26 protein-coding genes are annotated in these 24,718 nt (G+C 41.5%); 21 read left to right on the forward strand and 5 right to left on the reverse strand.

The genetic code is table 11. The features are described 5' to 3' along the window. Window positions 1-235 precede the first annotated feature (235 nt). The 3 genes from ACR65F_RS05545 (at window position 236) to ACR65F_RS05555 (ending at window position 2,389) form a co-directional block, all read left to right on the forward strand. On the forward strand, window positions 236-832 hold the full coding sequence (locus tag ACR65F_RS05545) for a YpjP family protein (RefSeq protein ID WP_039044237.1): 597 nt from the start codon (window positions 236-238) through the stop codon (window positions 830-832). Between the two features lie 96 nt (window positions 833-928). Further along, the gene (locus tag ACR65F_RS05550; RefSeq protein WP_039044236.1) at window positions 929-1,885 is read left to right on the forward strand and encodes a thymidylate synthase; all 957 of its coding nucleotides are present in this window, start codon (window positions 929-931) and stop codon (window positions 1,883-1,885) included. A 15-nt stretch (window positions 1,886-1,900) separates the two neighbouring features. Continuing rightward, window positions 1,901-2,389 carry a dihydrofolate reductase gene (locus tag ACR65F_RS05555; protein ID WP_039044235.1) on the forward strand — a complete coding sequence of 163 codons (489 nt, stop codon included), beginning with the start codon at window positions 1,901-1,903 and terminating at the stop codon, window positions 2,387-2,389. Between the two features lie 33 nt (window positions 2,390-2,422). On the opposite strand, the gene trhA is transcribed toward ACR65F_RS05555, so the two are convergent. Continuing rightward, entirely contained in the window at window positions 2,423-3,058 is a 636-nt protein-coding gene (gene trhA, locus ACR65F_RS05560) for a PAQR family membrane homeostasis protein TrhA (protein ID WP_039044234.1), read from the reverse strand. Window positions 3,059-3,131: 73 nt separating this feature from the next. On the opposite strand from trhA, the gene ACR65F_RS05565 reads away from it, so the two are divergent. The 10 genes from ACR65F_RS05565 (at window position 3,132) to ACR65F_RS05610 (ending at window position 11,035) form a co-directional block, all read left to right on the forward strand. After that, window positions 3,132-3,971 (forward strand): DegV family protein, encoded by an 840-nt coding sequence (locus ACR65F_RS05565; protein ID WP_039044233.1) that lies wholly within the window; start codon window positions 3,132-3,134, stop codon window positions 3,969-3,971. Window positions 3,972-4,033: 62 nt separating this feature from the next. Then, the gene (locus ACR65F_RS05570; protein WP_440503568.1) at window positions 4,034-4,852 is read left to right on the forward strand and encodes an SGNH/GDSL hydrolase family protein; all 819 of its coding nucleotides are present in this window, start codon (window positions 4,034-4,036) and stop codon (window positions 4,850-4,852) included. A gap of 11 nt (window positions 4,853-4,863) precedes the next feature. Further along, window positions 4,864-5,442 carry a YpmS family protein gene (locus ACR65F_RS05575; protein WP_039044231.1) on the forward strand — a complete coding sequence of 193 codons (579 nt, stop codon included), beginning with the start codon at window positions 4,864-4,866 and terminating at the stop codon, window positions 5,440-5,442. Window positions 5,443-5,457: 15 nt separating this feature from the next. Continuing rightward, window positions 5,458-5,979: a peptide-methionine (S)-S-oxide reductase MsrA gene (msrA, locus tag ACR65F_RS05580; RefSeq protein ID WP_440503569.1), complete on the forward strand. Its 522-nt coding sequence runs from the start codon at window positions 5,458-5,460 to the stop codon at window positions 5,977-5,979. A 2-nt stretch (window positions 5,980-5,981) separates the two neighbouring features. Then, window positions 5,982-6,404 (forward strand): peptide-methionine (R)-S-oxide reductase MsrB, encoded by a 423-nt coding sequence (gene msrB, locus ACR65F_RS05585; RefSeq protein WP_039044229.1) that lies wholly within the window; start codon window positions 5,982-5,984, stop codon window positions 6,402-6,404. 16 nt (window positions 6,405-6,420) lie between these two features. Then, entirely contained in the window at window positions 6,421-6,642 is a 222-nt protein-coding gene (locus ACR65F_RS05590) for a YozE family protein (protein WP_125101529.1), read from the forward strand. 81 nt (window positions 6,643-6,723) lie between these two features. After that, window positions 6,724-7,428: a purine-nucleoside phosphorylase gene (gene deoD / locus ACR65F_RS05595; RefSeq protein ID WP_039044227.1), complete on the forward strand. Its 705-nt coding sequence runs from the start codon at window positions 6,724-6,726 to the stop codon at window positions 7,426-7,428. A 77-nt stretch (window positions 7,429-7,505) separates the two neighbouring features. Next, window positions 7,506-9,002, forward strand: a complete 1,497-nt coding sequence (locus ACR65F_RS05600; RefSeq protein ID WP_440503570.1) for a lmo1851 family serine protease — start codon at window positions 7,506-7,508, stop codon at window positions 9,000-9,002. Window positions 9,003-9,062: 60 nt separating this feature from the next. Beyond that, window positions 9,063-9,959, forward strand: coding sequence for a CobW family GTP-binding protein (locus ACR65F_RS05605; RefSeq protein ID WP_440503571.1), 897 nt, complete (start codon window positions 9,063-9,065; stop codon window positions 9,957-9,959). A gap of 194 nt (window positions 9,960-10,153) precedes the next feature. Next, window positions 10,154-11,035, forward strand: coding sequence for a CAP domain-containing protein (locus ACR65F_RS05610; protein ID WP_440503572.1), 882 nt, complete (start codon window positions 10,154-10,156; stop codon window positions 11,033-11,035). 88 nt (window positions 11,036-11,123) lie between these two features. Here the strand turns inward: ACR65F_RS05610 and ACR65F_RS05615 are convergent, their stop codons facing one another. Next, window positions 11,124-12,479, reverse strand: a complete 1,356-nt coding sequence (locus ACR65F_RS05615) for an MATE family efflux transporter (protein ID WP_440503573.1) — start codon at window positions 12,477-12,479, stop codon at window positions 11,124-11,126. Window positions 12,480-12,598: 119 nt separating this feature from the next. Here ACR65F_RS05615 and murG point away from each other — a divergent pair, with 119 nt between their 5' ends. From murG to ACR65F_RS05645, 6 genes are all read left to right on the forward strand, one after another. Beyond that, complete coding sequence (murG, locus tag ACR65F_RS05620) at window positions 12,599-13,681, forward strand: undecaprenyldiphospho-muramoylpentapeptide beta-N-acetylglucosaminyltransferase (RefSeq protein ID WP_440503574.1); 1,083 nt, start codon at window positions 12,599-12,601, stop codon at window positions 13,679-13,681. Window positions 13,682-13,879: 198 nt separating this feature from the next. Beyond that, a complete protein-coding gene (locus ACR65F_RS05625; RefSeq protein WP_440503575.1) occupies window positions 13,880-16,702 on the forward strand; it encodes a 2-oxoglutarate dehydrogenase E1 component in 2,823 nt (940 codons plus the stop codon). A gap of 48 nt (window positions 16,703-16,750) precedes the next feature. After that, window positions 16,751-17,983: a 2-oxoglutarate dehydrogenase complex dihydrolipoyllysine-residue succinyltransferase gene (odhB, locus tag ACR65F_RS05630; protein ID WP_440503576.1), complete on the forward strand. Its 1,233-nt coding sequence runs from the start codon at window positions 16,751-16,753 to the stop codon at window positions 17,981-17,983. A 76-nt stretch (window positions 17,984-18,059) separates the two neighbouring features. Beyond that, on the forward strand, window positions 18,060-18,260 hold the full coding sequence (locus ACR65F_RS05635) for a DUF6501 family protein (protein ID WP_025784293.1): 201 nt from the start codon (window positions 18,060-18,062) through the stop codon (window positions 18,258-18,260). A 92-nt stretch (window positions 18,261-18,352) separates the two neighbouring features. Next, window positions 18,353-19,216 carry an ATP-binding protein gene (locus ACR65F_RS05640; RefSeq protein WP_440503577.1) on the forward strand — a complete coding sequence of 288 codons (864 nt, stop codon included), beginning with the start codon at window positions 18,353-18,355 and terminating at the stop codon, window positions 19,214-19,216. Between the two features lie 9 nt (window positions 19,217-19,225). Then, window positions 19,226-21,130, forward strand: a complete 1,905-nt coding sequence (locus ACR65F_RS05645; protein WP_440503578.1) for a vWA domain-containing protein — start codon at window positions 19,226-19,228, stop codon at window positions 21,128-21,130. Window positions 21,131-21,146: 16 nt separating this feature from the next. Here ACR65F_RS05645 and ACR65F_RS05650 read toward each other — a convergent pair whose 3' ends face one another. Both ACR65F_RS05650 and ACR65F_RS05655 read right to left on the reverse strand, forming a co-directional pair. Next, window positions 21,147-22,343, reverse strand: coding sequence for a toxic anion resistance protein (locus tag ACR65F_RS05650; RefSeq protein WP_039044218.1), 1,197 nt, complete (start codon window positions 22,341-22,343; stop codon window positions 21,147-21,149). Continuing rightward, window positions 22,318-22,992 carry a 5-bromo-4-chloroindolyl phosphate hydrolysis family protein gene (locus ACR65F_RS05655; RefSeq protein WP_039044217.1) on the reverse strand — a complete coding sequence of 225 codons (675 nt, stop codon included), beginning with the start codon at window positions 22,990-22,992 and terminating at the stop codon, window positions 22,318-22,320. Before ACR65F_RS05655 ends, ACR65F_RS05650 begins: the two co-directional genes overlap by 26 nt. Before the next feature lie 207 nt (window positions 22,993-23,199). Here ACR65F_RS05655 and ACR65F_RS05660 point away from each other — a divergent pair, with 207 nt between their 5' ends. Next, on the forward strand, window positions 23,200-23,502 hold the full coding sequence (locus tag ACR65F_RS05660) for a DUF1033 family protein (RefSeq protein ID WP_039044216.1): 303 nt from the start codon (window positions 23,200-23,202) through the stop codon (window positions 23,500-23,502). A 206-nt stretch (window positions 23,503-23,708) separates the two neighbouring features. Next, window positions 23,709-23,909: a cold-shock protein gene (locus ACR65F_RS05665; protein WP_025784299.1), complete on the forward strand. Its 201-nt coding sequence runs from the start codon at window positions 23,709-23,711 to the stop codon at window positions 23,907-23,909. A 50-nt stretch (window positions 23,910-23,959) separates the two neighbouring features. Here the strand turns inward: ACR65F_RS05665 and ACR65F_RS05670 are convergent, their stop codons facing one another. Continuing rightward, complete coding sequence (locus tag ACR65F_RS05670; protein WP_440503579.1) at window positions 23,960-24,703, reverse strand: hypothetical protein; 744 nt, start codon at window positions 24,701-24,703, stop codon at window positions 23,960-23,962. Window positions 24,704-24,718 lie beyond the last annotated feature (15 nt).

Raw genomic sequence — 24,718 nt, forward strand, 5'->3', positions numbered from 1 at the left:
ATTGGCGTTTTGTGAATTAATGCGTGAAATTAAATGAACTTAAGTATAGGATGAATACTAGCATGCCGATTCCGGCGATTAATTGAAAATCCATCTGAGTAACCTCCTTAAAAAACATACACGTACTCTAAAGTTTATTGTACAATGAAATTAGAAAAGAGGGAACCTTTTCGGTTATTTTTCGTACTGTTCAGAAAGCGGTTGTTTAAAAATACATAAGTGTAGGTGATGGGATATGAAAAAATGGTTACAGCAACTGATGATCATATCAGTCGCATTCGTGACATTTGGTGTCATTTCTCCTTCTCATGAAATCTGGTCGACTCTTCATGAAAAGGAAGATGTAAAAGAAACTGACCAACCTCAGCATACAACTCAGTATGCCGTTGATTTTGACGATTCGTATTTTAATAGACTTGAAGCTACTGAAGATTTTCTTACTGAAGAAGACCTTGTAAATGGGGCACACACACTCGCATTCACAAAATTCGGTTCAAAAATCGGACCTATTATTGAAGATGAATTTGACGAAGTGATTTTCCCTCAAATCGAGCAAGTCATTCGTGAAAAAATTGGTGAACATGTACAAATGAATCGAAAATTAGCTATTTCAGAACAACCTTCTGGCGGAACCGCTGAAAAAATATTTAATATTAAAGATGTAGATGCAGATAAAAATTTGCTTCTTTTCCACGTGAGAACAGAGAAACGTCCGCAAGATGGGTACTTCTTTAACTTCCATTACCATCTACCTGAAGACGACTATCAAACGCATCACACGCTCGGAGATGTTTACTGGTCCAAAAACACACCACCAAGGTGGCTGTCCTAACAGCTGACTGGGTGGTTTTTTGTTGACTTCTTGGAATTTGTAATAGGTAACCTTCACTTGGTATAGTAAGACTAGAGAGTAACAGGAGGGTGTACAATGAAACAATATTTAGAACTTTGCCAGCACGTGCTGGATACAGGCATTCAAAAAGGGGATCGCACAGGGACTGGCACTATGAGTGTATTTGGTTATCAGATGCGATATGACCTACAAAAAGGGTTTCCATTAATGACTACTAAAAAGACGGCGTTTCGCCTGATTGTATCAGAACTTCTATGGTTTTTAAAAGGAGACACAAACATCCGCACATTAGTGGAAGAAAACAATCCGATTTGGGATGAATGGGCGTTTGAAAAATGGGTCAAGAGTGAAGAGTATACTGGACCTGATATGACGGACTTCGGAAGACGTGCTCCAGTTGATGATGAATTCCGTGCAAAGTATGAAGTTGAAATGGCACACTTTAAAAAGCGGATACTTGAAGATCCATCATTTGCTGAAAAATACGGCGACCTTGGTCCTGTATATGGAAAACAGTGGCGAAGCTGGGGGAATGGATCGGCTGAATCTGGACAAAAGCCAATCGACCAGATCGCAAAGTTGATCGAAGGGTTAAAAAATAATCCTGATTCGAGACGACATATTGTGACAGCATGGAATCCGACGGAAATGGAAGACATGGCATTACCACCTTGCCATGCGTTGTTCCAATTTTACGTAGCGGATGGGAAATTGTCGTGCCAACTGTATCAGCGGAGTGCAGATATCTTTATCGGTGTACCTTTTAACATTGCATCGTATGCGCTACTGATTCATTTGATTGCACTAGAAACAGGACTGATCCCAGGAGAATTCATCCATACATTAGGCGACGCTCACATTTATTCGAATCATGTCAACCAAGTAAAAGAGCAATTGAGCAGGGAACCAAGAGAGTTACCAACAATAAGTGTCAACATGGAAGGCAAGTCAATATTCGATCTAACGACATCTGACATTGTCCTATCGAATTACAATCCACATCCAAGGATCAAAGCACCGATTGCTGTTTAAAAAAGGAGGCACACTATGATTTCATTATTGGCAGCGCATGATGAGAATCGTGTTATTGGGGTAGACAACGAAATGCCTTGGCATATCCCAGAGGAGTTAAAATATTTCAAAGAAAAAACGATGGGAAAAGGAATCATTATGGGTAGGAAAACGTTCGAATCTATTGGTAGGCCACTACCTGGACGTCTGAACATCATCCTTACACGTGATCAGGATTACCAAGCTGAAGGTGTCGTCATTGTCCATTCGTTGGAAGAAGCCATTGCGCGTGCTGAAAGCTATGCAGATGAAGTCATGGTAATTGGTGGCGCTCAAATCTTCGAAATGGCAATGCCATACGCTGACCGACTCTACACGACGATTATTCGTCGTACATATAAGGGAGATACGTTTTTCCCACCATATAACATGGGATGGAAACTCATCTCAGAATCCAATGATCATCTCACTGAAGACGGTCTCGCTTACGCTTATCACATTTATGAACGCGAAACAGCAGCATGAAAAAAGGCAGCCTTTTTTGGCTGCCTTCCCTATCTATACAAAGAACAAAACACTAAAATACATGGAAGCGCTGCCAGCTAAAACGAACAGATGCCAAATAGCATGGTTGTATGGGAGACTACGCCATGCATACACTAAAGCACCAAGTGTATACAACACACCGCCCACAACGAGCAGCGCAATTCCAGTTCCTGTGAGTGTATCGTATAATGGTTTTATAGCAATAACGATTAACCATCCCATAACGATATAAAGGATGAGGGATACAATTTCGAAACGATGGATGAAGAATACTTTAAAAAGCGTTCCAAAGATCGCTAACCCCCAAACGATACCGAAGAGCGTCCATCCGAAACTACCGCCGATTGCAAGTAAAACAAATGGGGTATAGGTACCTGCAATTAAAAAATAGATGGCAGAATGATCGAAGATGGAGAAAAGCTTTTTGAACTTTTCCGGTAAACTATGAAGAAGTGTACTCATCGAATACAACAAAATCATGGAGACACCAAAAATAATGTAACTGACGAGCGCGAGTGCATCGCCTTGCTGAACCCCTTTTAAAATGAGGAAGACAAGAGCAGGAATACTTAAGAGTACTCCGATACCGTGCGTTATGGCATTCCATCGCTCCTCTTTACGGGTTTTATAGTCAAATGCGCTTTCCATTGGCGAAAAGCCTCCTTTTCGTTCATTATACTAAAATAGAAACATGGTTTCCACTGACAGAGGAGAGAATGACATGAGCAAAATCAAAATCGTAACAGATTCAACAGCAGATTTATCAGAAGAAGAAATTAAAAAATACGGGATTCAAGTTGTCCCTCTATCCATTCATATTGACGGAGATATCTATCAAGATCAAATCGACATCAAACCACTGGAATTTCTAGAAAAGATGGCGGCGGCAAAAGAGTTGCCAAAGAGCTCTCAACCTTCATCAGGTATCTTTACGGAGTTATACGATGAACTCGGTAAAGATGGGAGTGAAGTGATTTCCATCCATATGACGGGCGGAATGAGTGGAACTGTAAAATCAGCGGAAGCGGCTGCTGAGATGACAGAGACTCCTGTTACAGTCATCGATTCCCGATATATTTCACATGCATTATCTTTTCAAGTGATTGAGGCAGCTAAATTAGCGCAGCTCGGGAAAAAGATGGATGAAATTGTTCAACATTTGAACGAAGTACGATCTAAAACAATGCTTTATGTAGTCGTTGACAAATTAGATAATCTTGTTAAAGGTGGTCGTATTGGTAAGGGGAAAGCTGTCATTGGATCGTTACTTAACATTAAACCAATTGCCTCTCTTCAGGATGGTGTCTATACGCCTGTTGGCAAAGCGAGAAGTCATAAGCAAGTTGCCGCACAACTTTTCACCTCGTTTAAAGAAGATACAGCGGGGAAAATAGTGAAAGGTGTAGGGATTTCCCATGCACACGGTTTAGCAATGGCAGAACCATTGAAACGTCTAATCGAAGAAAGTGGTTTCACTGATATAAGGTTTTCGTTCACTTCACCTATTGTCAGTACGCACACCGGAGCAGGCGCAATCGGTTTTATGTACTACACTGAATGAGAACATGACTCTATTGGTAATTCATGAGTCTGATAATATAAAGGAAATGAGGAAACTTAAAAATGAGAAGAAGAGCATGGATAATTTTACTTGCCTTCTCATTGGTACTAACGGGATGTGATCAGGTGTTCAGAAATAATGCAGAGCCTTTTACCGAAAGACGAGACATAGAGTTCTCCAATTGGGATATCCCAACTAATTTTGTGCCGAAGTCGTTACACGTTGTGGGACTGGGAGATTCATTGACACAAGGTGTAGGAGATGAAATGAAAAAGGGCGGTTATTTTGAACGGGTAGCTTCAGATCTGACTGAATGGGAAGGTATTTCTTTCGTGGAAACGGAAAACTTGGCAAAACGAGGTCGTCGAAGTGACCAGCTTGCCCAACAGCTTGAGGAAGCTGATATTCAGGCTTCAATTGAAGACGCAGACGTAATATTCATTACTATTGGCGGAAATGATATTATGAAAGTATTAAAAGCCAATTTGTTTAAGTTGAAGACAAAACCTTTTTATAAAGAACTCGGCAAGTACGAAGAACGGCTAGATAAGATTTTTGGAACAATTCGAGCCCTCAATCCGGATGCACCTATTGTCATGTCAGGGTTATATAATCCAATATTACTTATTACCGACGAGGTAAAAGAATTTGACGACATCATTGTTGATTGGAATGCGGCAATTGAAACAAGGATCGAATTGGACGGCAATAGCTGTTTTGTACCCGTCGCAGATTTGTTTGAAGAAAATACAAATATTGTCTATCATACAGACTTTTTTCATCCGAATGCTCAAGGCTATACGTTGATGGAAGAACGCTATATGAAATACTTGGAGGATTGTGGTTTGCAAGAACTGTTCCAAGGGGAAATGGACAGGTAGGAGATGATCGCTTGAACCGATGGAAAATTGCTTTTTTCACATTATCAGGAATGGTAGCAGCAGGATTTGCAGGTGTTCTCTTTTTATTAGGTTCTGCGGGGAGCTCAGAGCCGTTACCTGAAGCAGAAGTGATCGAAAAAGGCGATGCTAATATCCTTACAGTCCGTACGACAAAAAAGGATTTTGAAGGAATTGCAAATACGTATATCCGTGAAGCTATGAAAGGTGAAGAATTACCTGTTCAAATGAAAGTGAAGGATGACGTAATCCTTTATTCAGAGCTAACGGTGTTTTCCTTTACGCTACCAGTTATTATGCATTTTGATCCCATCGTGCAAAAAGATGGGAATTTGATATTAAAACAGTCTTCCATGGAATTGGGTCAATTAAACATTCCACCATCAACTGTTTTAAAGGTTTTACGGGATTCCGTAAAATTGCCTTCTTGGATGATGGTTCGACCAAAAGAAGAAGAGCTTTTCATTGATTTATCGAAAGTACCAGTTGCGAAGGATGTATCGGTGCGTGCAAAATCGTTCAACCTAGAAAAGGATGAAATCTTACTTGAAGTATCCATCCTCAAAAAATAAGGAGTGGTTTACGTCATGAAGCAATATGCAACGTTTGCGGGTGGCTGTTTTTGGTGTATGGTAAAGCCGTTTCATAAGTACGATGGTGTCTATTCAGTTGTCTCCGGCTATACTGGCGGAGACGTGCCGAACCCATCTTATGAACTTGTCTGTTCAGAAACAACAGGTCATCGAGAAGCGGTTCAAATTGAATTTGACAACGAAGTCATTTCATATCAAGAATTATTGGATATCTTTTGGCGTCAGATTGACCCCACAGATAGTGGGGGACAATTTTTCGATCGTGGGGAGTCGTACCGAACCGCAATTTTTTATCATTCAGCTGAGCAACAGAAAGAAGCTGAACAATCTAAGCTTGAACTAGAACAGTCAGGAAAATTTTCGAAGTCCATAGCTACTGAAATTCTACCTGCTAAACCGTTTTATTTGGCAGAAGAGGGGCATCAAGATTATTATAAGAAAAATCCAGGACATTATAAGCGCTATTCAGTTGGGTCTGGTAGAGAACGATTTAAATCAGAGAATTGGAGTGAGTGATCATGAAAGAGGATTTGAAAAATCGATTAACCGAAATGCAATATCATGTCACACAGGAACAAGGAACTGAACCTCCATTCCGTAATGAGTTCGACAACCATTTTGAAAATGGAATCTATGTAGACATTGTTTCAGGAGAACCTCTATTCAGTTCAAAAGATAAGTATGATGCGGGATGTGGGTGGCCAAGTTTTACAAAACCTATTGAAAAAGAAGAAGTGACTGAGCACTTCGACACTACACATGGAATGCGTCGAACTGAAGTACGTAGCAAAACAGCAGACTCGCATTTGGGACATGTCTTCCCGGATGGTCCTGGGGAAGCGGGAACTCGTTACTGCATTAACTCAGCAGCGCTTCGTTTTGTACCTGTTGAAAAATTCGAAGAAGAAGGTCTGGGCGACTACAAAGCTCAATTCCAATAAGAAAGGGGGTCCGCGGATGGACCGCTCTTTTTATCAATTTGTTTTATCCTATCGTGGTGGCGAAAAAAACGATCCTCATGCTATTTTTGCTGAAAGCATGTTTAAGGATCAAAGTTTTCCAAGGTATGAACGTTCTTTCGATACGTTATCACGGTATATAGAAGAAAAAGCCGATCCACAAATGCCTTCAGTTCTGTTTGACGAACTGTATCGTCATTTCGAAGATCGATTCCTTTAATCGGGCGGTGGAACCGTTGCAATACCGCCTGTTTAACTGTATGATAAGTACAGAAAATGAAAAAAGAGGTGCTATGTAGAGATGAGTATACATATTAATGCGAAAAAAGGCGATGTCGCCGATACGATCCTACTTCCTGGAGATCCTCTCCGCGCGAAGTATATTGCAGAAACATTCCTTGAAGATGTAGTCCAATACAACGAAGTTCGTAATATGTTCGGTTACACAGGAACGTACAAAGGAAAGCGTATTTCTGTTCAAGGAACTGGAATGGGTGTTCCATCGATCTCAATTTACACGACTGAACTAATGCAAGAATTTGGCGTGAAGAAACTGATTCGCGTTGGAACTTGTGGTGCTATTCAAAAAGACGTGAAAGTACGTGACGTCATCCTTGCTCAAAGTGCGACAACAAATTCTCCAATTAACCGCACGTTCTTCAACGATGTGGACTATGCTCCAACAGCAAACTTCGATTTGCTTTTGAAAGCTTATAACGCAGGTAAAGAGAAAGGTTTACACCTGCAAGTAGGAAATGTTTTCACTGAAGACTTTTTCTACAACGAGCACGCAGAACACGAGAAGCTTGCTTCTTATGGAGTTCTAGCTGTAGAGATGGAAACCGCTGCATTGTATACTCTTGCTGCAAAGCATGGTTGCCAAGCTCTTTCTGTTCTTACAGTAAGCGATCATATTCTGACAGGTGAAGCAACAACTTCTGAAGAACGTCAAACAACGTTCAACGAAATGATAGAAGTTGCTCTAGAAGCCGCTATTCAGGAATAATCCAAATGGGGCCGCCAGCCAGTTAGCGGCCCTTTTTCGACTATATACGTAATAAGAAGTAGAAAGTGGGATCGCGAATGGACGAAAATGAACAAAAAGAGCAAAACCGGCCACCAGAGCCGGAACAACATCCTGCTCACAATCGATATTTTAAGATCAAGCCGTTCTCATTCGTCATGTTGATTTTCACATTAGTCATTCTTACTGCAGGAATTACGTTTTTTGCACTTACGTTTGGTGATGACAAAGTTGTCGAAGTGGTAAGTCCTCAAAAAAACGATCGTCAGGAATTCCAAAAGTTTTATGACGCTTATGACGAAATTAAGAAAAAATATTTTGAAGATATTGACGACAAAGCTGTATTGGATGGTGCGATAAATGGGATGGTAGATGCTTTAGATGATCCGTATTCAGATTACTTGAATACAGAAGAGACTGAACATCTGATGGAGAATATTTCATCCAGCTTCCAAGGTATCGGTGCTGAGATCCAAGAAGCGGACGGCTATATCAAAGTTGTTTCCCCAATAAAAAATTCACCTGCTGAAAAAGAAGGCTTGTTGCCGAACGACCTGATTCAAGCGGTCGATGGTAAAAGCATTCAAGGCATGTCTTCTTCAGAAGCTGTCATGCTCATCCGCGGTGAAAAAGGGACGACCGTTACATTAACGATCAAGCGTGGAGAAAAAGCAGAACCTTTCGAAGTGAAAATAAAACGTGATGACATTCCGGTAGAAACTGTTTATGCAGAAATGCTAGACGGTGGAATTGCGCATATTCGTATGACAACATTCTCGGAGCATACGTACGACGAGTTACTAACAGCATTAGACGATATGGAAGCCAAAGGAATGAAAGGGCTAGTACTCGATGTCCGACAAAATCCCGGCGGTGTCCTAGATGGTGCTCTGAAAATTTCTGATCTATTCTTGGACAAAGGAAAAACAATCCTTCAAACTGAAGAAAAAGGTAAGAAACCAGTACTCTATCCAGCATCTGAAGGTCGAAAAGTAGAAGTTCCTGTTGCTCTGGTTGTCGATGATGGAAGTGCATCGGCATCAGAAATTCTAGCGGGTGCTTTAAAAGAATCCTCAGACACTCCGATTGTAGGAATTAAAACATTTGGTAAAGGTACAGTTCAATCTCCGTTAGATATGAAAGACGGTTCCAATTTGAAAATCACTACTGCAAAATGGTTGACACCGGACGGCAATTGGATCCATAAAAAAGGAATTGAACCAGATGTAAAAGTAGACTATCCTTCTTATGCGGTGTTGCCTTTCCTAGACCCATCTGAAGAAATGAAAGAAGGACGGGTTTCCGCTAATACTGAAACTGCTAAAGAAATGTTGAAAGCAGTTGGGTATGATGTAGGGAAAGTTGATGGCCTATTCGATGCAACAATGACACAAGCTGTAAAAAAACTTCAAGCCGATCTTAAACTTGAGGAAACTGGTGTTTTGACAGGAGATACTGCAATAGGTCTCATGAACAAACTCCGTGAAAAAATCGAAAAAGACGATCCACAGTTGTTGAAAGCAAAACAAGTTGTGGTCGACAAAATCGGTAAATGAGCTGAAGGCGCCCAATCCAACCGGATTGGGCGCCTTCTCTACTAGAAAGGACTGAAGGTAATGATTGATGTGTATCTATATAGCGGTTTCCTAGGGAGCGGTAAAACTTCGCTCCTTCTACATTCAATTGCACAACTAAAAGCGGCTGGAAAAAAACCGGCTGTTTTGATGAATGAATTCGGGGAGTTACCAGTGGACTCAGATTCCGTATCAGCATCTGGGGATGTGCCGTTGAAAGAATTATTGAGTGGTTGCATTTGTTGTACGGGGTCTGAAAAGACAGAGGCGCAATTACAAGCGCTATTGGAAGACTACGAAGGCATTGATGTCATTCTAATTGAAACTACGGGCGCTGCACATCCAGTGGAAGCTCTGGACGCGGTGTATTCACCCTTATTTGCAGATCGACTTCAAGTAAAAGGTATTGTTACAGTGGCAGATGCACCCCGCTGGCTCCATCGTGAAGAGCTTTCACCTAGAATTCACTCATTAATGTTGGAACAAATTCGCCACGCGCATATCATTGCTTTAAACAAGTCTGACTTAGTGACTGAGTCTCAATTAGCAACAATATCTATGGAACTTGCTAACTTAAACACGTCTGCACCTATTGTTCAGACGGTTCAAGGCAAATTGGATTTTTCATTCATCAAAAAAACATTGTCATCTGAAAAATCTACTCAACAACCAATCATCTCAGGTAAGAATTTACCACTTTCATCGAAAGTCATTTCGTTTTCTCGTCCTGTAAAAAAAGAGGATGTAGAAGCATGGACTGTATCACTTCCGGACACCGTTTATCGTATGAAAGGATATATTCCTATTGAAGGTGTCAAAAATCCGATGTTGTTCCAATATGCTTACGGTATGGTTAATTGGATGCCCGAATATGTAAAGATGCCTGAGCGTCTTGTCATGATTGGGGAAGGCATTGAACAGATTGACTGGAACGATTAAATATACGCTTTATAATGGTTTGTCAACACGATATGATATCCAATAATTCATCCGGAATCCATAGATATCCAATGGACTCACTCTTGAACTCTCTTTTCTTAGTCTGCGAGATATGGAGTGGGGATGTCTCCAAGGTATTCCAGTTTTCCATCAGCCTTCTTCGTTTACGATAGTTTCGAAGGGAGGCGTACAAGATGAAAAAATCGATAGCAGTCATCTTACTCGGTTCGGCACTCGTATTGCCGAACACTAGCCAAGCAGAAGCTTCTACTCTAGATTCTGTTCAAGTCAACAAAGTAGTAAAAACAATTACAGTGGAGGGGAATCTACACCAACTCCCAACACAACTCAAATACAACAAGGGGGATCTACAGGCCTATTACAAAGGGTTAGCTAGTTGGTTAAAGAAACATTATGTTAAGCCACAAGAGAAACCTGTAGAAAACCCAGATACGCCTGTAGAAAAACCGGACACACCTGTAGAAAAGCCGGATACGCCAGTTGAAAAACCGGACACACCTGTAGAAAAGCCGGATACGCCAGTTGAAAAACCGGACACACCTGTAGAAAAGCCAGATACGCCAGTTGAAAAACCGGACACACCAGTTGAAAAACCAGATACACCAGTTGAAAAACCGACACCACCAACTAATCCGACACCTGAAGAAAAACCCGATCAGGGTCAAGGACAAGTTTCTGCAAGTCAGATCGAAAAAGCGGTCTTAACGCTTACCAATGCAGAACGTCAAAAAGCAGGTTTGAAACCTCTTCAAATGGATGATAAATTAATGAAGACTGCTCGTGCAAAATCTGCAGACATGGCTTCGAAAAATTACTTTTCTCATACGAGCCCAACATACGGCTCACCGTTTGACCAGATGAAAGCGAACGGTATTACGTACCGTGCTGCTGCTGAAAACATTGCAATGGGACAACGTAGTGCAGAAGAAGTCGTCAAAGGATGGATGAATTCTCCTGGACACCGTCAAAATATCTTGACTCCTGGCTTCACTCACATTGGAATCGGTTACGATGCAAAAGGTAACTATTGGACACAACAATTCATACAAAAATAAAATAAAGGGCTGTCCGGAAAAGTCGAAATATGACTTTCCCGGACAGCCTTTTTATATATGAAGTCGTTCATGTAACTAAAATACTCATTTATTTCACTTGAAGTTCATGTCTTTTCTGAACAACTCTTAGTCTAATACTTAACGCAATTGCTCCAACTGTTAATCCGGCAATTAAACCTACCCAAAATCCAAAGGGTCCAAGATCGGTATAGGTTGCTGATACATATCCAACAGGAAGTCCAATCACCCATAGGGAGATAAAGCCCATCAGGAATGTGGTGTTGACATCCTTGTAACCTCGTAACGCCCCTTGTATTGGTGCTTGAACAGCGTCCGACAACTGAAATAGCGATGCAAATATGAAAAACTGGGAAGCCAATGTAATGATTGACTTGTCTGTCGTGTATAACGAAGCGATTGGTTCGCGGAATCCTAATAATATTGCGATGCCTATAAAGCTAAAAATCACAGCAAAACTAATGCCAAGCAAGCTATACTTCTTCGCATCATTAGATTGACCTGCGCCAATCGACTGTCCGACTAGTATGGTTGCACCCATTGATATACTAAGTGGAATCATATACAACAAGGATGTGAAGTTTAGTGCGACTTGGTGCGCAGAAATCACTTCGGTTGAATAAGAACTCATCAATAACGTAACGACTGAAAAAATACTGGTCTCAATAAAAATGGACATTCCAATCGGTACACCAATGAACAAAATCTCTTTCCAATATGACCAACTTGGCAACTGCCAATGGTTCATAAGCTCATATTTCTGAAAAGGTTTACCAGTCACTGCAACTACTCCGGCGATGGCAAACACAATCCAATATGTAATTCCTGAAGCATACCCAGCGCCAGCTCCACCCAACTCAGGGAAGCCGAAATGTCCGTAGATTAATAAGTAGTTCAATAACACGTTGATGGGAGCAGAAATTAGGATAATGAACATCGACACTCGAGTAGAACCGAGCGCATCGAAGAACGATCGCAATACGGTATATGCGAACAATGGTGCAAGACCGACACTCATCCCTTTTAAATAGTCAATCGCAACAATACTCACTGGTGCTTCGAGTGACATGGTACGGATAATTGGGAAGAATACGAAAAGAATTAATCCAAAAACGACTGCTGCTAATGCAACGGATACATAGATACCTTGTTGAACAGACGGTCGCACATGCTCACTCCGACGAGCTCCGACGTGTTGCGCAATAATCGGGGTAAGCGCCATAAGGATTCCTGCAAGACCTGTATAAACGGGTACCCAGAACGATGAGCCAATCGTTACCCCGGCTAAATGGTATGTATTGTATCTCCCGGTCATAAGGATATCAAAGAATGTTACTAAGTACAGTGCAACCTGTGTGATTAAAATCGGCATGACAATCTTGGCAAAACGGAATGATTTTCTTTCCTGAGGAAGAGAAGATTCCATCGATTTCCCTCCTTTTTTGTTTCAATCCTTATTGTATCATGCTTATTTTGGTATACTATCAAAAGAAACATTTGAGAATGACTTAAATTTTTAACGAATAGTAGAGGTGAACGGCCCCAATGAAACGGCCAGTAATCGTGTTAACAGGTGGAGGAACGGCGGGTCATGTCTCGGTTAACGAAGCAATTATCCCAACATTTATAGAACGAGGATACGAGATACATTACATCGGATCCCATGAAGGAATTGAACGAGACTTAATCGGTAAAGGTCATCCAGAAGTGACTTACCATGCAATTGATAGTGGAAAATTTAGACGTTATTTTTCAATGAAAAATTTCACAGACCCTTTCAGAGTAGGTGCAGGTGTTCTACAAGCCTTTTCGATTTTGCGTAAGTTGAAACCGGAAATCATTTTCTCTAAAGGAGGTTTTGTATCGGTTCCTGTAGTACTTGCGGCTAAAATTGCACGTGTTCCAGTCGTTGCACACGAATCAGATGTATCTCCTGGTTTAGCAAACAAAATCGCACTTCCTTTTGTGAAGCACATATTTACTGTGTTTGAAGAAACACTTTCTTATGTACCCTCAGAGAGATCTTCATGTACAGGAGCCATTATTCGTCCTGAGCTATTTGAAGGGGATCGGAAGACTGGGTTGAGAATGTCCGGATTATCCGAGGGGAAGCCGGTTGTCATTGTAATGGGGGGGAGCCAAGGCTCTGCAGTTCTCAATGATGCATTACGAGGGAACTTACCAACTATTTTAAAGGACTTTCAAATCATTCATCTATGCGGTAAAGGGAATCTAGACGAGTCACTAGACCAAACAGTAGGGTATATTCAGTTTGAGTATGTTACTGAAGGATTACCACACCTGATGGCAGCATCAGATTTAGCACTTTCCCGTGCAGGCTCGAACGCAATATTTGAATTACTTTCCATTCGTATACCGATGCTTCTCGTGCCGCTGTCTGCTGAAAAAAGTCGCGGAGACCAAATATTGAATGCCAAGCACTTTAAGAAACTTGGTTTTGCGCACGTAATTAACGAAGAAGACATCACGGAAGCATCTTTACTATCGGGTCTTATTAGTCTAGCTGATGACAAATCGAATATTGTATCGACTATGGAACAGACAGATGCAACAAAAACTCCCGAAGAAATGGCGAATCTAATTCTCTCTTGTCGAATGAGTGTATAAAACCATTTATCCACAAAATAGACACTTGCCTTTTATAAATTCTTGCATAGAGAGTCTACAAGGTGTAAACTAGTCCGCGGATAATACATGTAGTTACTAGAACGAAACCCTTTCAGTTCAAGTGTTTGCATGGTAACATAGAAATGGATATAAAAATTTGCGCAACATGCCAAAAGGCAAATGTGGAGGTAATAACTCATGTCGAACAGTGTTGGTTCCGAGCGTTCACCGTATGCAACTTTTTCAGGTCCGAACCTTGGCTATGTAATGGAAATGTATGAGCTTTATAAAAATGCACCAGAATCCATCGATCCGGAACTTGCTGAATTCTTTAAGCGAAACGGTAGACCTGAAACGGGAGGCGATAGCTCCTCAAGTTTAGCGACAGCAGATGGAGCTCAAGGAAGTCCAGCTGATTTCCGTAAAGTACTTTCCGCATACAAACTCATGGATGCAATTCGGGCATACGGACACCTAAACGCTGATATTTACCCGCTGAATGACCGTCCAAAAGACGCTTCACGAATTGAACTTTCAGCTTATAATTTATCTGAACGTGACCTAGAAGCAATGCCTGCATCACTCTTCTTAACAGAAGTGCCTGTACAAGTAGAGAATGCGCTGGATGCAGTGAACTATTTAAAATCCCTTTACACGGGCAAAATAGCTTACGAATTCGCTCATTTGATCGAAGTAGAGGAAAAACAATGGATCAAAGACAACATCGAATCTGGTAAATTAGCTGTTTCCCTTACAGCCGATGATAAAAAGCAATTGTTAGATCGTTTAACTAGAATCGAAGGTTTCGAGAAGTTCATTCACAGAACGTTTGTAGGAGCGAAGCGATTCTCGATTGAGGGCCTTGACACGCTTGTCATCTTCCTTGATGAATTGGTGAGACGTTCTGAAGAAGCAGAAACGAAAAAAATGCTAATCGGAATGGCACACAGAGGACGTTTGAACGTTCTTACGCACATTTTAAACAAACCTTATGAAATGATGTTTGCAGAGTTTGCAGGTGTACCATCAGGACCGTTTCTGCCTGAAGATGGTTCAGTTGAAGTGACACGTGGCTGGTTTGGCGATGTGAAGTATCACCTTGGTGCTTTGTACAAAGGTAAAACAGGCATGGATCGTTTCCTAGCGTACAACCCATCCCACTTGGAAGTCGTAAATCCAGTGATTGCAGGGCAAACACGAGCTGCACAAGAGAATACAGATCACCCTGGAATTCCCGTGCAAGACACGAATGCTGCTTATGCGGTCATGGTTCATGGAGATGCTGCGTTCCCTGGTGAAGGAATTACACAGGAAACATTTAACTTCAGCCGTGTTCGCGGATTCCAGACTGGCGGATCCATTCACGTCATTGCGAACAATATGATTGGATTTACAACAGAGTATTACGATTCACGTTCAACACACTATTCTTCAGATATGGCAAAAGGATTCGAAGTACCGATTCTGCACGTGAATGCAGATAGTCCAGAAGATGTTATCGGCGCAGCATTATTCGCGTTTAACTACCGACAGAAATTTGGTAAGGACGTTCTAATCGATCTTCTCGGTTACCGTCGTTACGGTCACAACGAAATGGATGAACCAATGGTTACAAACCCTGTTATGTACCATGACGTGCACAACCATCCGACTGCTCGTCAGTTGTATGGAGAAAAACTAGCGAAAGAAGGCATCTTAACCGCTCAAGACGTTGAGAACTTGGATGCTGACGTATTTGCTGAGATGCAACGTGCTTATGACAAAGTAAAAGAGTCTTCATCGGATACTAGCAATAGTTCCAATGCGACTCCTGATGCTGTACTTGCAGGATATCCAAGAGACCTTCAAACGGGCGTGTCGGAAGAACGTCTTCGTCGCATGAATGAGGAATTGCTCTCTTATCCAGAAAGTTTCAATGTGTTCGGTAAGTTGGATCGTATATTAAAACGACGTCAAGATCCGTTCAATGGAAAAGGAAAAATCGACTGGGCGCATGCAGAACAACTTGCATTCGGTTCAATTCTTCAAGACGGCAAGCCAATTCGGATGTCAGGTCAAGACATTCAGCGCGGTACTTTTGCCCATCGTCATCTTGTGCTTCACGATGAGAAAACAGGTGAAGAATTTGTACCACTTCATCACATCAGTGACTCAAACGCATCATTTGTCGCTTACAACAGTCCGTTGACTGAAGCGGGAGTTGTTGGTTATGAATTCGGTTATAATCTAGAAGAAGAGAAGACCGTTACAGTTTGGGAAGCACAATATGGAGATTTCTCCAATATGGCTCAAGTGATGTATGACCAATTTATCTCTTCTAGTAATGCGAAATGGGGTCAGCAATCTGGTTTGATCATGATGCTGCCACATGGTTACGAAGGGCAAGGTCCTGAACACTCAAGCAGCCGTATCGAGCGTTATTTACAGCTTTGTGCTGAAAACAACTGGACGGTAGCGAATATTTCAAGTGCCGCAAACTACTTCCACGTACTTCGCAGACAAGCGGCAATACTTGGAGATGAAGCAGAACGTCCACTCGTCATTGCAACACCTAAATCACTACTGCGTCATCCACTCGTGGGTGCTGATCTTGCTGATTTGACGGAAGGTCACTTTGAAACAGTACTCGAAGAACCGAATACTGGTAAGAACGTAGACAGCGTGAAGAAAGTAATTATGACTAGTGGTAAAATGGCAATAGACCTAGCAGAAAAAGTGAAAGAGGGAGAAGGATTCGACCACTTGCATATAGCACGCGTGGAACAATTATATCCATTCCCATCTGACAAATTAGCTGCTATCATTCAACGATATCCGAACGCTGAAGAAATCGTTTGGGTACAAGAAGAGCCGAAGAATATGGGCTCATGGTCATTTGCACTACCATATTTGTATGAGATTTCTCAAGGTTTAAAAGTGAATTACGTGGGGCGTATTCATCGTGCAAGTCCTTCAGAAGGAAATGGCACAATGCATAAGCTTGAACAGCAGCGTATCATTGAAGAAGCACTTAAAAACTAATTACAGCAATTCCTAAACGATTGAACGATATTAGAGGAGGAAATTATTGTGGCAGAGATCCGAGTACCTGAACTGGCAGAATCGATTACTGAAGGAACTATTGCAAAGTGGCTAAAACAACCAGGTGAATCAGTAGATAAAGGTGAATTCATCGTTGAACTTGAGACAGACAAAGTAAACGTTGAAGTAATTTCAGAAGAAGCTGGAACAGTTCAAGAACTAATGGCGGCTGAAGGCGACACTGTCGAAGTCGGTCAAGTCATTGCGATTGTTGGAGCAGGTTCTGGAGCACCTGCACAGCAGCCTGCTGCTCCCGCTCAAGCTGCACAAGAACAGCCTGCACCAGCAGCATCTGAACCAGTTGCTGCGCAAGCACCTGCTGAAGAAGCAACTTCAGGAGATCGTTTGATTGCAAGTCCTGCTGCACGTAAACTTGCACGTGAAAAAGGCATTAACTTAGCTGACATTTCACCTGTAGATCCAATGGGCCGTGTACGCGTTCAAGACGTAGAAGCACACGGTACTGCTCCTAAAGCACAACCTGCAGCACCTGCCTCTAAACAAGAAGCAAAAGTGGACGATGGACGCGTAGAACGCGTGAAAATGAGCCGTCGTCGTCAAACGATTGCGAAGCGGTTGCTTGAAGTTAAGCAAAACACAGCAATGCTTACAACGTTCAATGAAATTGATATGACTAACGTGATGGAACTTCGTTCACGTAAAAAAGATGAATTCTTTGATAAGAACGATGTACGCCTAGGCTTTATGTCATTCTTCACTAAAGCAGTAGTCGCTGCACTTAAGAAATACCCTAAAGTCAACTCAGAGCTTGATGGAGATGATTTGATAATGAAAAACTACTTCGACATCGGTATCGCGGTTTCTACAGATGGCGGACTAGTTGTACCAAACGTTGTCGATGCAGACCGTAAAAACTTCGCTGAAATCGAAGCAACTATCGGAGAACTTGCTAAAAAAGCTCGCGACAACAAATTGACGCTTGCTGACATGTCAGGCGGTTCATTCACAATCACGAACGGTGGAGTATTCGGTTCACTTCTATCTACTCCAATCCTTAACGGAACGCAAGTAGGTATTCTTGGAATGCACACAATCCAGAAACGTCCGATTGCTGTCGGTAATAACGTTGAAATCCGTCCGATGATGTATGTGGCTCTATCTTATGACCACCGTGTTATCGATGGTAAAGATTCAGTTGGATTCTTGAAAATGATTAAGGAATTAATTGAAAATCCAGAAGATCTTCTTCTTGGATCTTAATCACTAAATTACACCTCCCGCGTTTTGCGGGGGGATTTACTCTTACACTTTTCTATAGGAAGGGCGGGGTCCTAGAATGTCTTCGTTCAAAGAATGGCTTCACGCACCAGCAATCCGGCAAGTCGTCTGCAAACACGCAGATGCTGAAAAATATTTAGTAACAAACGTCCTCACGCCTGGAAAAACTTATGATGTGAAAAACGAAACGGAAGAATTTCTTTTCGTTGTTGACAACACAGGTAAAGTCGGCGGATATTACAAAACATATTTCGAGTGACATGCAGGTAGCCTTACGTAAACACTGATCCATGAAACGGCCTGATGCTATAATTGCATCAGGCCGTTTTATATAGAAGGAGACAAGAAGTCATGAACCTGTTAATCGAAGAAACTTTAAAAAATCGTGCAAATAGATCGTATACAGAAGAAGAGCAACTACTCATTCAAGTAGGTGGATATGTAAGCCCTACTCCAAACTTGTTCGAGGATATTTTAATTGCCATTTCGTTAAAAAAACCGATTCTTTTGAAAGGACCTTCTGGCAGCGGGAAAACTCGTCTTGCTCAAAGTATATCAGCAATGTTCCAGCAGCCCATGCAAAGCGTCAACTGTTCAGTGGACCTGGATGCTGAAGCGTTACTAGGTTTTAAAACCATTGTGACAAAAGACGGTCAAAGTGTTATTGAATTTGTAGACGGCCCAGTAGTGACTGCTATGAAGCGTGGCCATATTTTATATATAGATGAAATCAATATGGCCAAACCTGAGACGTTGCCAATTTTACATAGTCTATTGGATCATCGGCGCATGCTAACGAATCCTTTTACAGGAGAAGTCATCATAGCACACGAAGATTTTTCCGTCGTCTCAGCTATCAATGAGGGCTATATTGGGACATCACCGATGAACGAAGCACTAAAAAATCGTTTCGTATCATTTTCTATTCCGTACTTAGAAGCAGAGCAATTACGAACGGTATTGGAGAATGCAGTCCCAGAAGCGAAAGCATCTATAGTGGATACGATGATGAATCTATCAGAGGACTTATCTAAACAAGCTGCTAACGGATTGCTTGCTGACGAAGCAGCTTCTGTAAGAAGTCTAATCGATGCCCTCCAACTCGCTGTTCATATGCCTTTAGATCGCGCTGTAATGTATGCAATCGCTGAACTGTTGGAAGATAAAATGGAACGAGATCTCGTGAACGAATTGACAGCTACTTGGGTGAAATGAGGGATCGTGATGGATAAAGTCAGTCGGTTCATACAGTTTAATGATGAATCCGTAGAGACACGAAAAATTTTGCTTTACGAGAGAATTGCACAATCGTTAGCGAACGCTCCATTTGTGAAAATAACAGAGCGTCAGTTAATCGAGTATCAGCCAAAAGATGCAACTCTTGCGATGAGCGTATTTTGGCGACATCGTTCAGAACAGGTAACTCATCTTGGTCGTCTTTCGGATATTTATCTGCTTGCTGCAGGTTTTTATCGACACTTTGACTTAGCGGCCTGGAGAGCTTTCACGTTGGATATGAAGTCTAGCCGACTTCCTAAATTAGCAGGTCAACTATTGATGATGATTGAAGAATTTAGACTAATGGAATCCATTCAAAAGTCTCGCATGGGGACACAGAAAGCTTTTGCAGTGCGCAGTAAAGTCTATGCGGAATTCCATAGAGATCGTCTTCTGTCAAACACACAGCGGGGGTTCTCAGCGGATGCATTAGTTAACCAGCTATTTTTAGATATTCATATGGGGATGACAGCTGCATCTCACGAATCGTTGAATCATCTGCCTATGGATAGGGTTCGGCAAATTGTACAACAGGCTTACGACTTGGAAACCACAAGTCAAAGCGGTTTTCTAGCAAAGCGAATTATAGAACTCGTAGAAGAGCAATTGACTGGGGACATCGTACTTCCCATATACACGTTTGGAGACTACTTCGAAGATGGTACAGAGATGAATACCGATGTACGAGCAATGTCAGATCCGAGTGATTCAGAAGATCAGGAAGTGAAAGAGACAATTGAAGAGGAGTTTCGTACGTGGCACCAGGAGACCGAAGAAGATAAGGGGACTTATCTTGAATTTGAGCTGCAACAAGGAACCCAAGGTGCTGCAGATGCAACGGATGCGAGTCCTGGAGATGACAACGCAGAGGTTCAACAGTTTGGATTGGGAAGCTCGGAAGGTAACGATAAAGAGGGGATGCCGAAACAGGAGGCAGACCTTGGGGGGGACAGGGCAGAGGAGACATCAGCTAAAGCGGGTTCCGATTATGGTCCAGCACATACTCATGTCACGTTTAAAACAACAAAAATGCCAAATACGGAAGAGGCGTCCTCAACAATCCTGCTCAATGAATGGCGAAATAATCATTTACCGATTGTTCGTGCACTTGTTACCGAGATGAAAAAAAGATTAGAGCGAAAAAAACACCATAAGCGTGAGAACTTAACGAAAGGGCGCCTTTCATCAAAGCTAACAACCATGCTGACAGATGAACGGCCAAAACCCTTCTATCGGAAACAAGCACCTTCACCGGAACTCGATGCTGTATTTGGATTACTCGTAGATGGCTCGGCGTCTATGATTGACAAAGTCCAGGAGACAAAAGAAGCAGTTGTTCTTTTTCATGATGTCTTACGGAAACTTAACGTCTCCCATGAAATTACTTCTTATTACGAAGATGCATTTGAAGCAACGAAAGAAGAGCAACCGAATTTTTTCGAAGTCATGCATACGTTCGACGAAACGCATATCGACAGTGGCCCAGCAATTATGAACTTTGAAGCACATGAAGATAACCGTGATGGATTTGCGATCAGATGGATGGCGAATCGCTTGGCGGATCGATCTGAACAGCATAAATTTTTACTCGTATTCTCTGACGGTGAACCATCAGCTTTCGGATACGATCGCAATGGGATAGTTGATACAGCGGAGGCTGTTTGGGAAACAGAGAAGCGGGGGATATCGGTCGTTCATTTATTTTTATCTTCACAACCTCCGACAGAAGAACAGAAAGAACTGTTTGCGACGATGTTTGGGAACAAAACCGCTGCGTCTGATTCAGTGCAAGAATTCGCTAGCCAGACACTGCGTATCCTTAGAAAGTTACTCGCGATAGCAGCCCAATGAAAAACGCAAAACCACCTTATAAAGGGCGGTTTTGCGTTTTTTCGTGGATATTTAGAAGGCGTTGCTTCAATTCTTCTTCCATTCTACCAATTTCTCGTTCTGCTTCTTTTCTCTTAACCCGGCCATCTGCCTGAATCACAAGAGTTTCCTCGATTGTTTGGATTAAGTTTTCTTGAGTCTTTTTCAACGTGTCAATTTCAATGATGCCTCGTTCGTTTTCTTTTGCGGTTTCAATTGAATTCAATTTTAGCATTTCAGAATTACGAAGTAATAAATCATTTGTTGTCTTCGTTACAAGACGTTGAGATTCGACAGCTTTCTTTTGGCGATTCAGAGTTAATGCAATCGCAATTTGGTTTTTCCATAAAGGGATTGACGTCATGATTGATGATTGAATCTTCTCAGCAAGTGTTTGGTTTGTCTGCTGAATCATACGAATTTGAGGAGCACTTTGGATTGTCAATTGACGGGATAATTGTAAATCATATAACCGCTTTTCCAAGCGATCCAAAAACTGACTCATATCATTTACTTCTTGAATTGCCATTTGGTCATTGGAATTTTGAGCATCTGCACGCATCTGAGGAATCGTAATGTTAGCGAGTTCGTCACGTTTTATCTCTGCAGCGGCAATATAGACGTTCAATGCCTGAAAATACGTCTTGTTTTGCTCATATAAATTATCGAGCATGTGGACATCTTCTATCAAACCCCGTTTAGAATGTTCTAACTGGACACCGATACGGTCAATTTGTGTACTTAGTTTTTGATACTTCGTCATCATTTCTTGAATAGAACGGGATGCTTTATTGAAAAGGCGGCTCAAGCCGGTCTTTTTCTTTTCCGAAAGATCGTCAGGATCGATTTCAGATAGCTTCCCCATTAAATCGTTTAAGACATCTCCAACAGGACCAATATCCTTACTTTGAACGTGATCCAACATTTTATGGGAAAAACGGGACAGTTCGTTTTGTGCTGTAGCACCGTAGGTTAAAATCGCTTCATAATCACCAACAGGAATTTGATCGGCAAGTTCCTTAGCTTTTTGCTGTTCCTCAGGTGATAGTCGATCCATTAGTGCTACAGAAGCATTGTTTTCAGTTTGCTCTGTTTGCATTTCTTTCGGGAGCATCGGTTCACTTCTATCAAATGGACTACTGAGTAGATCATCAAAAGATTTCACATCATTATTCATTGGCTGATTTTCGGTCATCTAGCGTTTCCCCTTTCGTGTTCGGCAAGGCTTTTTTACGTGCCATTGTAATATCTACATAGTCGAGTTCAAGTTGCAGGGCTGCTAAATCAGTAGCAAGGGCATCCTGCAAATCACTTTCCAACTGATGGGTGACATCAGTAATAGTTTCTCGAGTATGCTGCAGAGCAATACGAACTTCTTTTTCTTTCAGTTGTTGATTGGCAAGTAGTGCATATTTAGAGGTCAGTTCAACTGCAGAATCCAGATGTGCGTAAAAGAACTGTTCGGTCTGATAAAATTTCTTTGGATCGTTACGTACAATCGCGAGCACTTTTCTAGATAGATTACTCAGCTCATACACTTGACGGAAAGCCTGAACCGAGCGAACCTGTCCATATAGACTATTCAATTTTTTAATTTTTTGCTTGGCTTCATGAAGTTGTAATTCAATATGTCGATACTCAGAACGTGTCATTCCGAGTTCTTTCACTGATGAGCTGATTTGGACTTGTTTAATAGCAAAAGTACCTCCTAGGTACATCGTTATGAGAATCCCCGTTGCTGCCAAAAAAGGAATGCCAGTTCCCAGCAGTAAAAAGAGGTATGTTCCAAAACTGACGGGCGCCACGATGAAGTGCCGCGTAAAAAACTGTTTGACTTTTTTCATCTTCGGTCAGCCCTCCTTATCGTTAGTATATATATCATTATTACGTGTGAATGGCAGTAAAAGTTTCATCGATTCACTAATCTCTCTTTAGTATACCGTATTAGACCCATTCAGACGAACATTTGAAATGCAAATTAGTACAGATTGCTTGGAAAAACTCTAAGTGCTTTGTATAATTGTCAACTGTATAGGAAAAGAGGTTTTAGCATGTACGAGGTTATTTATATGAAAGCAGATTATGAACCTTGGTGGATGTTTGAAGGATGGGAAGAGATGGTTCGTTTAAGAAGGTCGTTTGAAGAAATGGACGAAGCAATAGAATTTGCACACTCGCTTATGGATGAAATGAGAGGCTGCTTTTCAAAAGAAAAAACTCGTAAAGGAGCATTTACCGCTTTTTGGAATCCTGGGGAAAGAACGTATTGTGATGGGTGTGACGATGATATGCAATTGTATCATGGGATCTTTTTATTGAAGGGCAATGAAACTATTTCTTTTATCGAGGAATAATAATTTGAATATTTCATAATGTTTATTTGACATTTAAAAGTGGTATGGTATAGTAGTACTAAGCTTAATAGCAAGCGCTCGCGACGAGAAACGTATTCACGTATTACAAAAAGTGATCGGCGACGTCGGTACTTTTTGTAATACGTGAATTTTCTTTTTTGTAGCAGGTTCATGTATTAGCAATTATTATTTGGAGGTTTTCATTTATGAAACAAGGTACAGTTAAGTGGTTCAACGCAGAAAAAGGTTTCGGTTTCATCGAGGTTGACGGAGAAGACGACGTATTCGTACACTTCTCAGCTATTCAAGGTGAAGGATTCAAATCTTTGGACGAAGGCCAGCAGGTTGAGTTCGAAATCGTAGAAGGTAACCGCGGTCTACAAGCTGCTAACGTTACGAAACTCTAATAACACAAAAAAGGGAACCCGCTTAAATAGTGGGTTCTATTTTTTATGCTTTACGGTTTAGTAACAGACTCCATAGAAGAGGTGACAAGTATATCTGCTTGACCTTTTGCAGTCATAACGGACTCCCGTTTAACTTCTCCGAAACCTTCAACAAAATATTTTCTATTTGTATAATTGTCACCTTTCTCTTCAAGTACAATCGCATGCTCGAACTTTTTATAGGGAGTTTCAACAGTAGCGTCTGTATCCACAATCGTCCATTTCCCAAAAGTAGCACCTTTTTCAAAAGGCTTCTGTAAATAAACACCTGTCACTTCCATCTTTTTAAGTTCGGCAACTGGCGGCACATTTCCTTCCACATCAACTTGTTTCTCTTCTAAAGTTAGAATCCGATCTTTCTCCACTTTGTAAATCTTTCGCAATAGAGCGCCTCCATTGTTCTCATATATCATCACGTATTCCTCGTATGGATGATATACCTGGACATCCAGCTCCGCATACTCATTTCCTTGACCTTCATAATGAGCTTTTGAACTGTCGGGTAGCAAATAGTCGAGCATTGCGGGATCTTTGACTTTGCCATTCGGATCATCCAGTTCCTCATAGCCATCATCATCATGATCCTTGTCTTTTATTTCACCACCGGCATCCGAATCAGCTTTTTCAACGGGACTCTGTTCGCCGCTGTTCCCAGAATTATTAGGTGCAGTAACGTCTTCACCATTCAGTTTGGAGCAAGCGGAGACGACGAGTAGACTTATGAGTAAAAAAAGCACAAATTTAAATTTCTTCATAGTCAACCACTCCTT

It is taken from the genome of Sporosarcina sp. SAFN-010 (genome assembly GCF_059415065.1).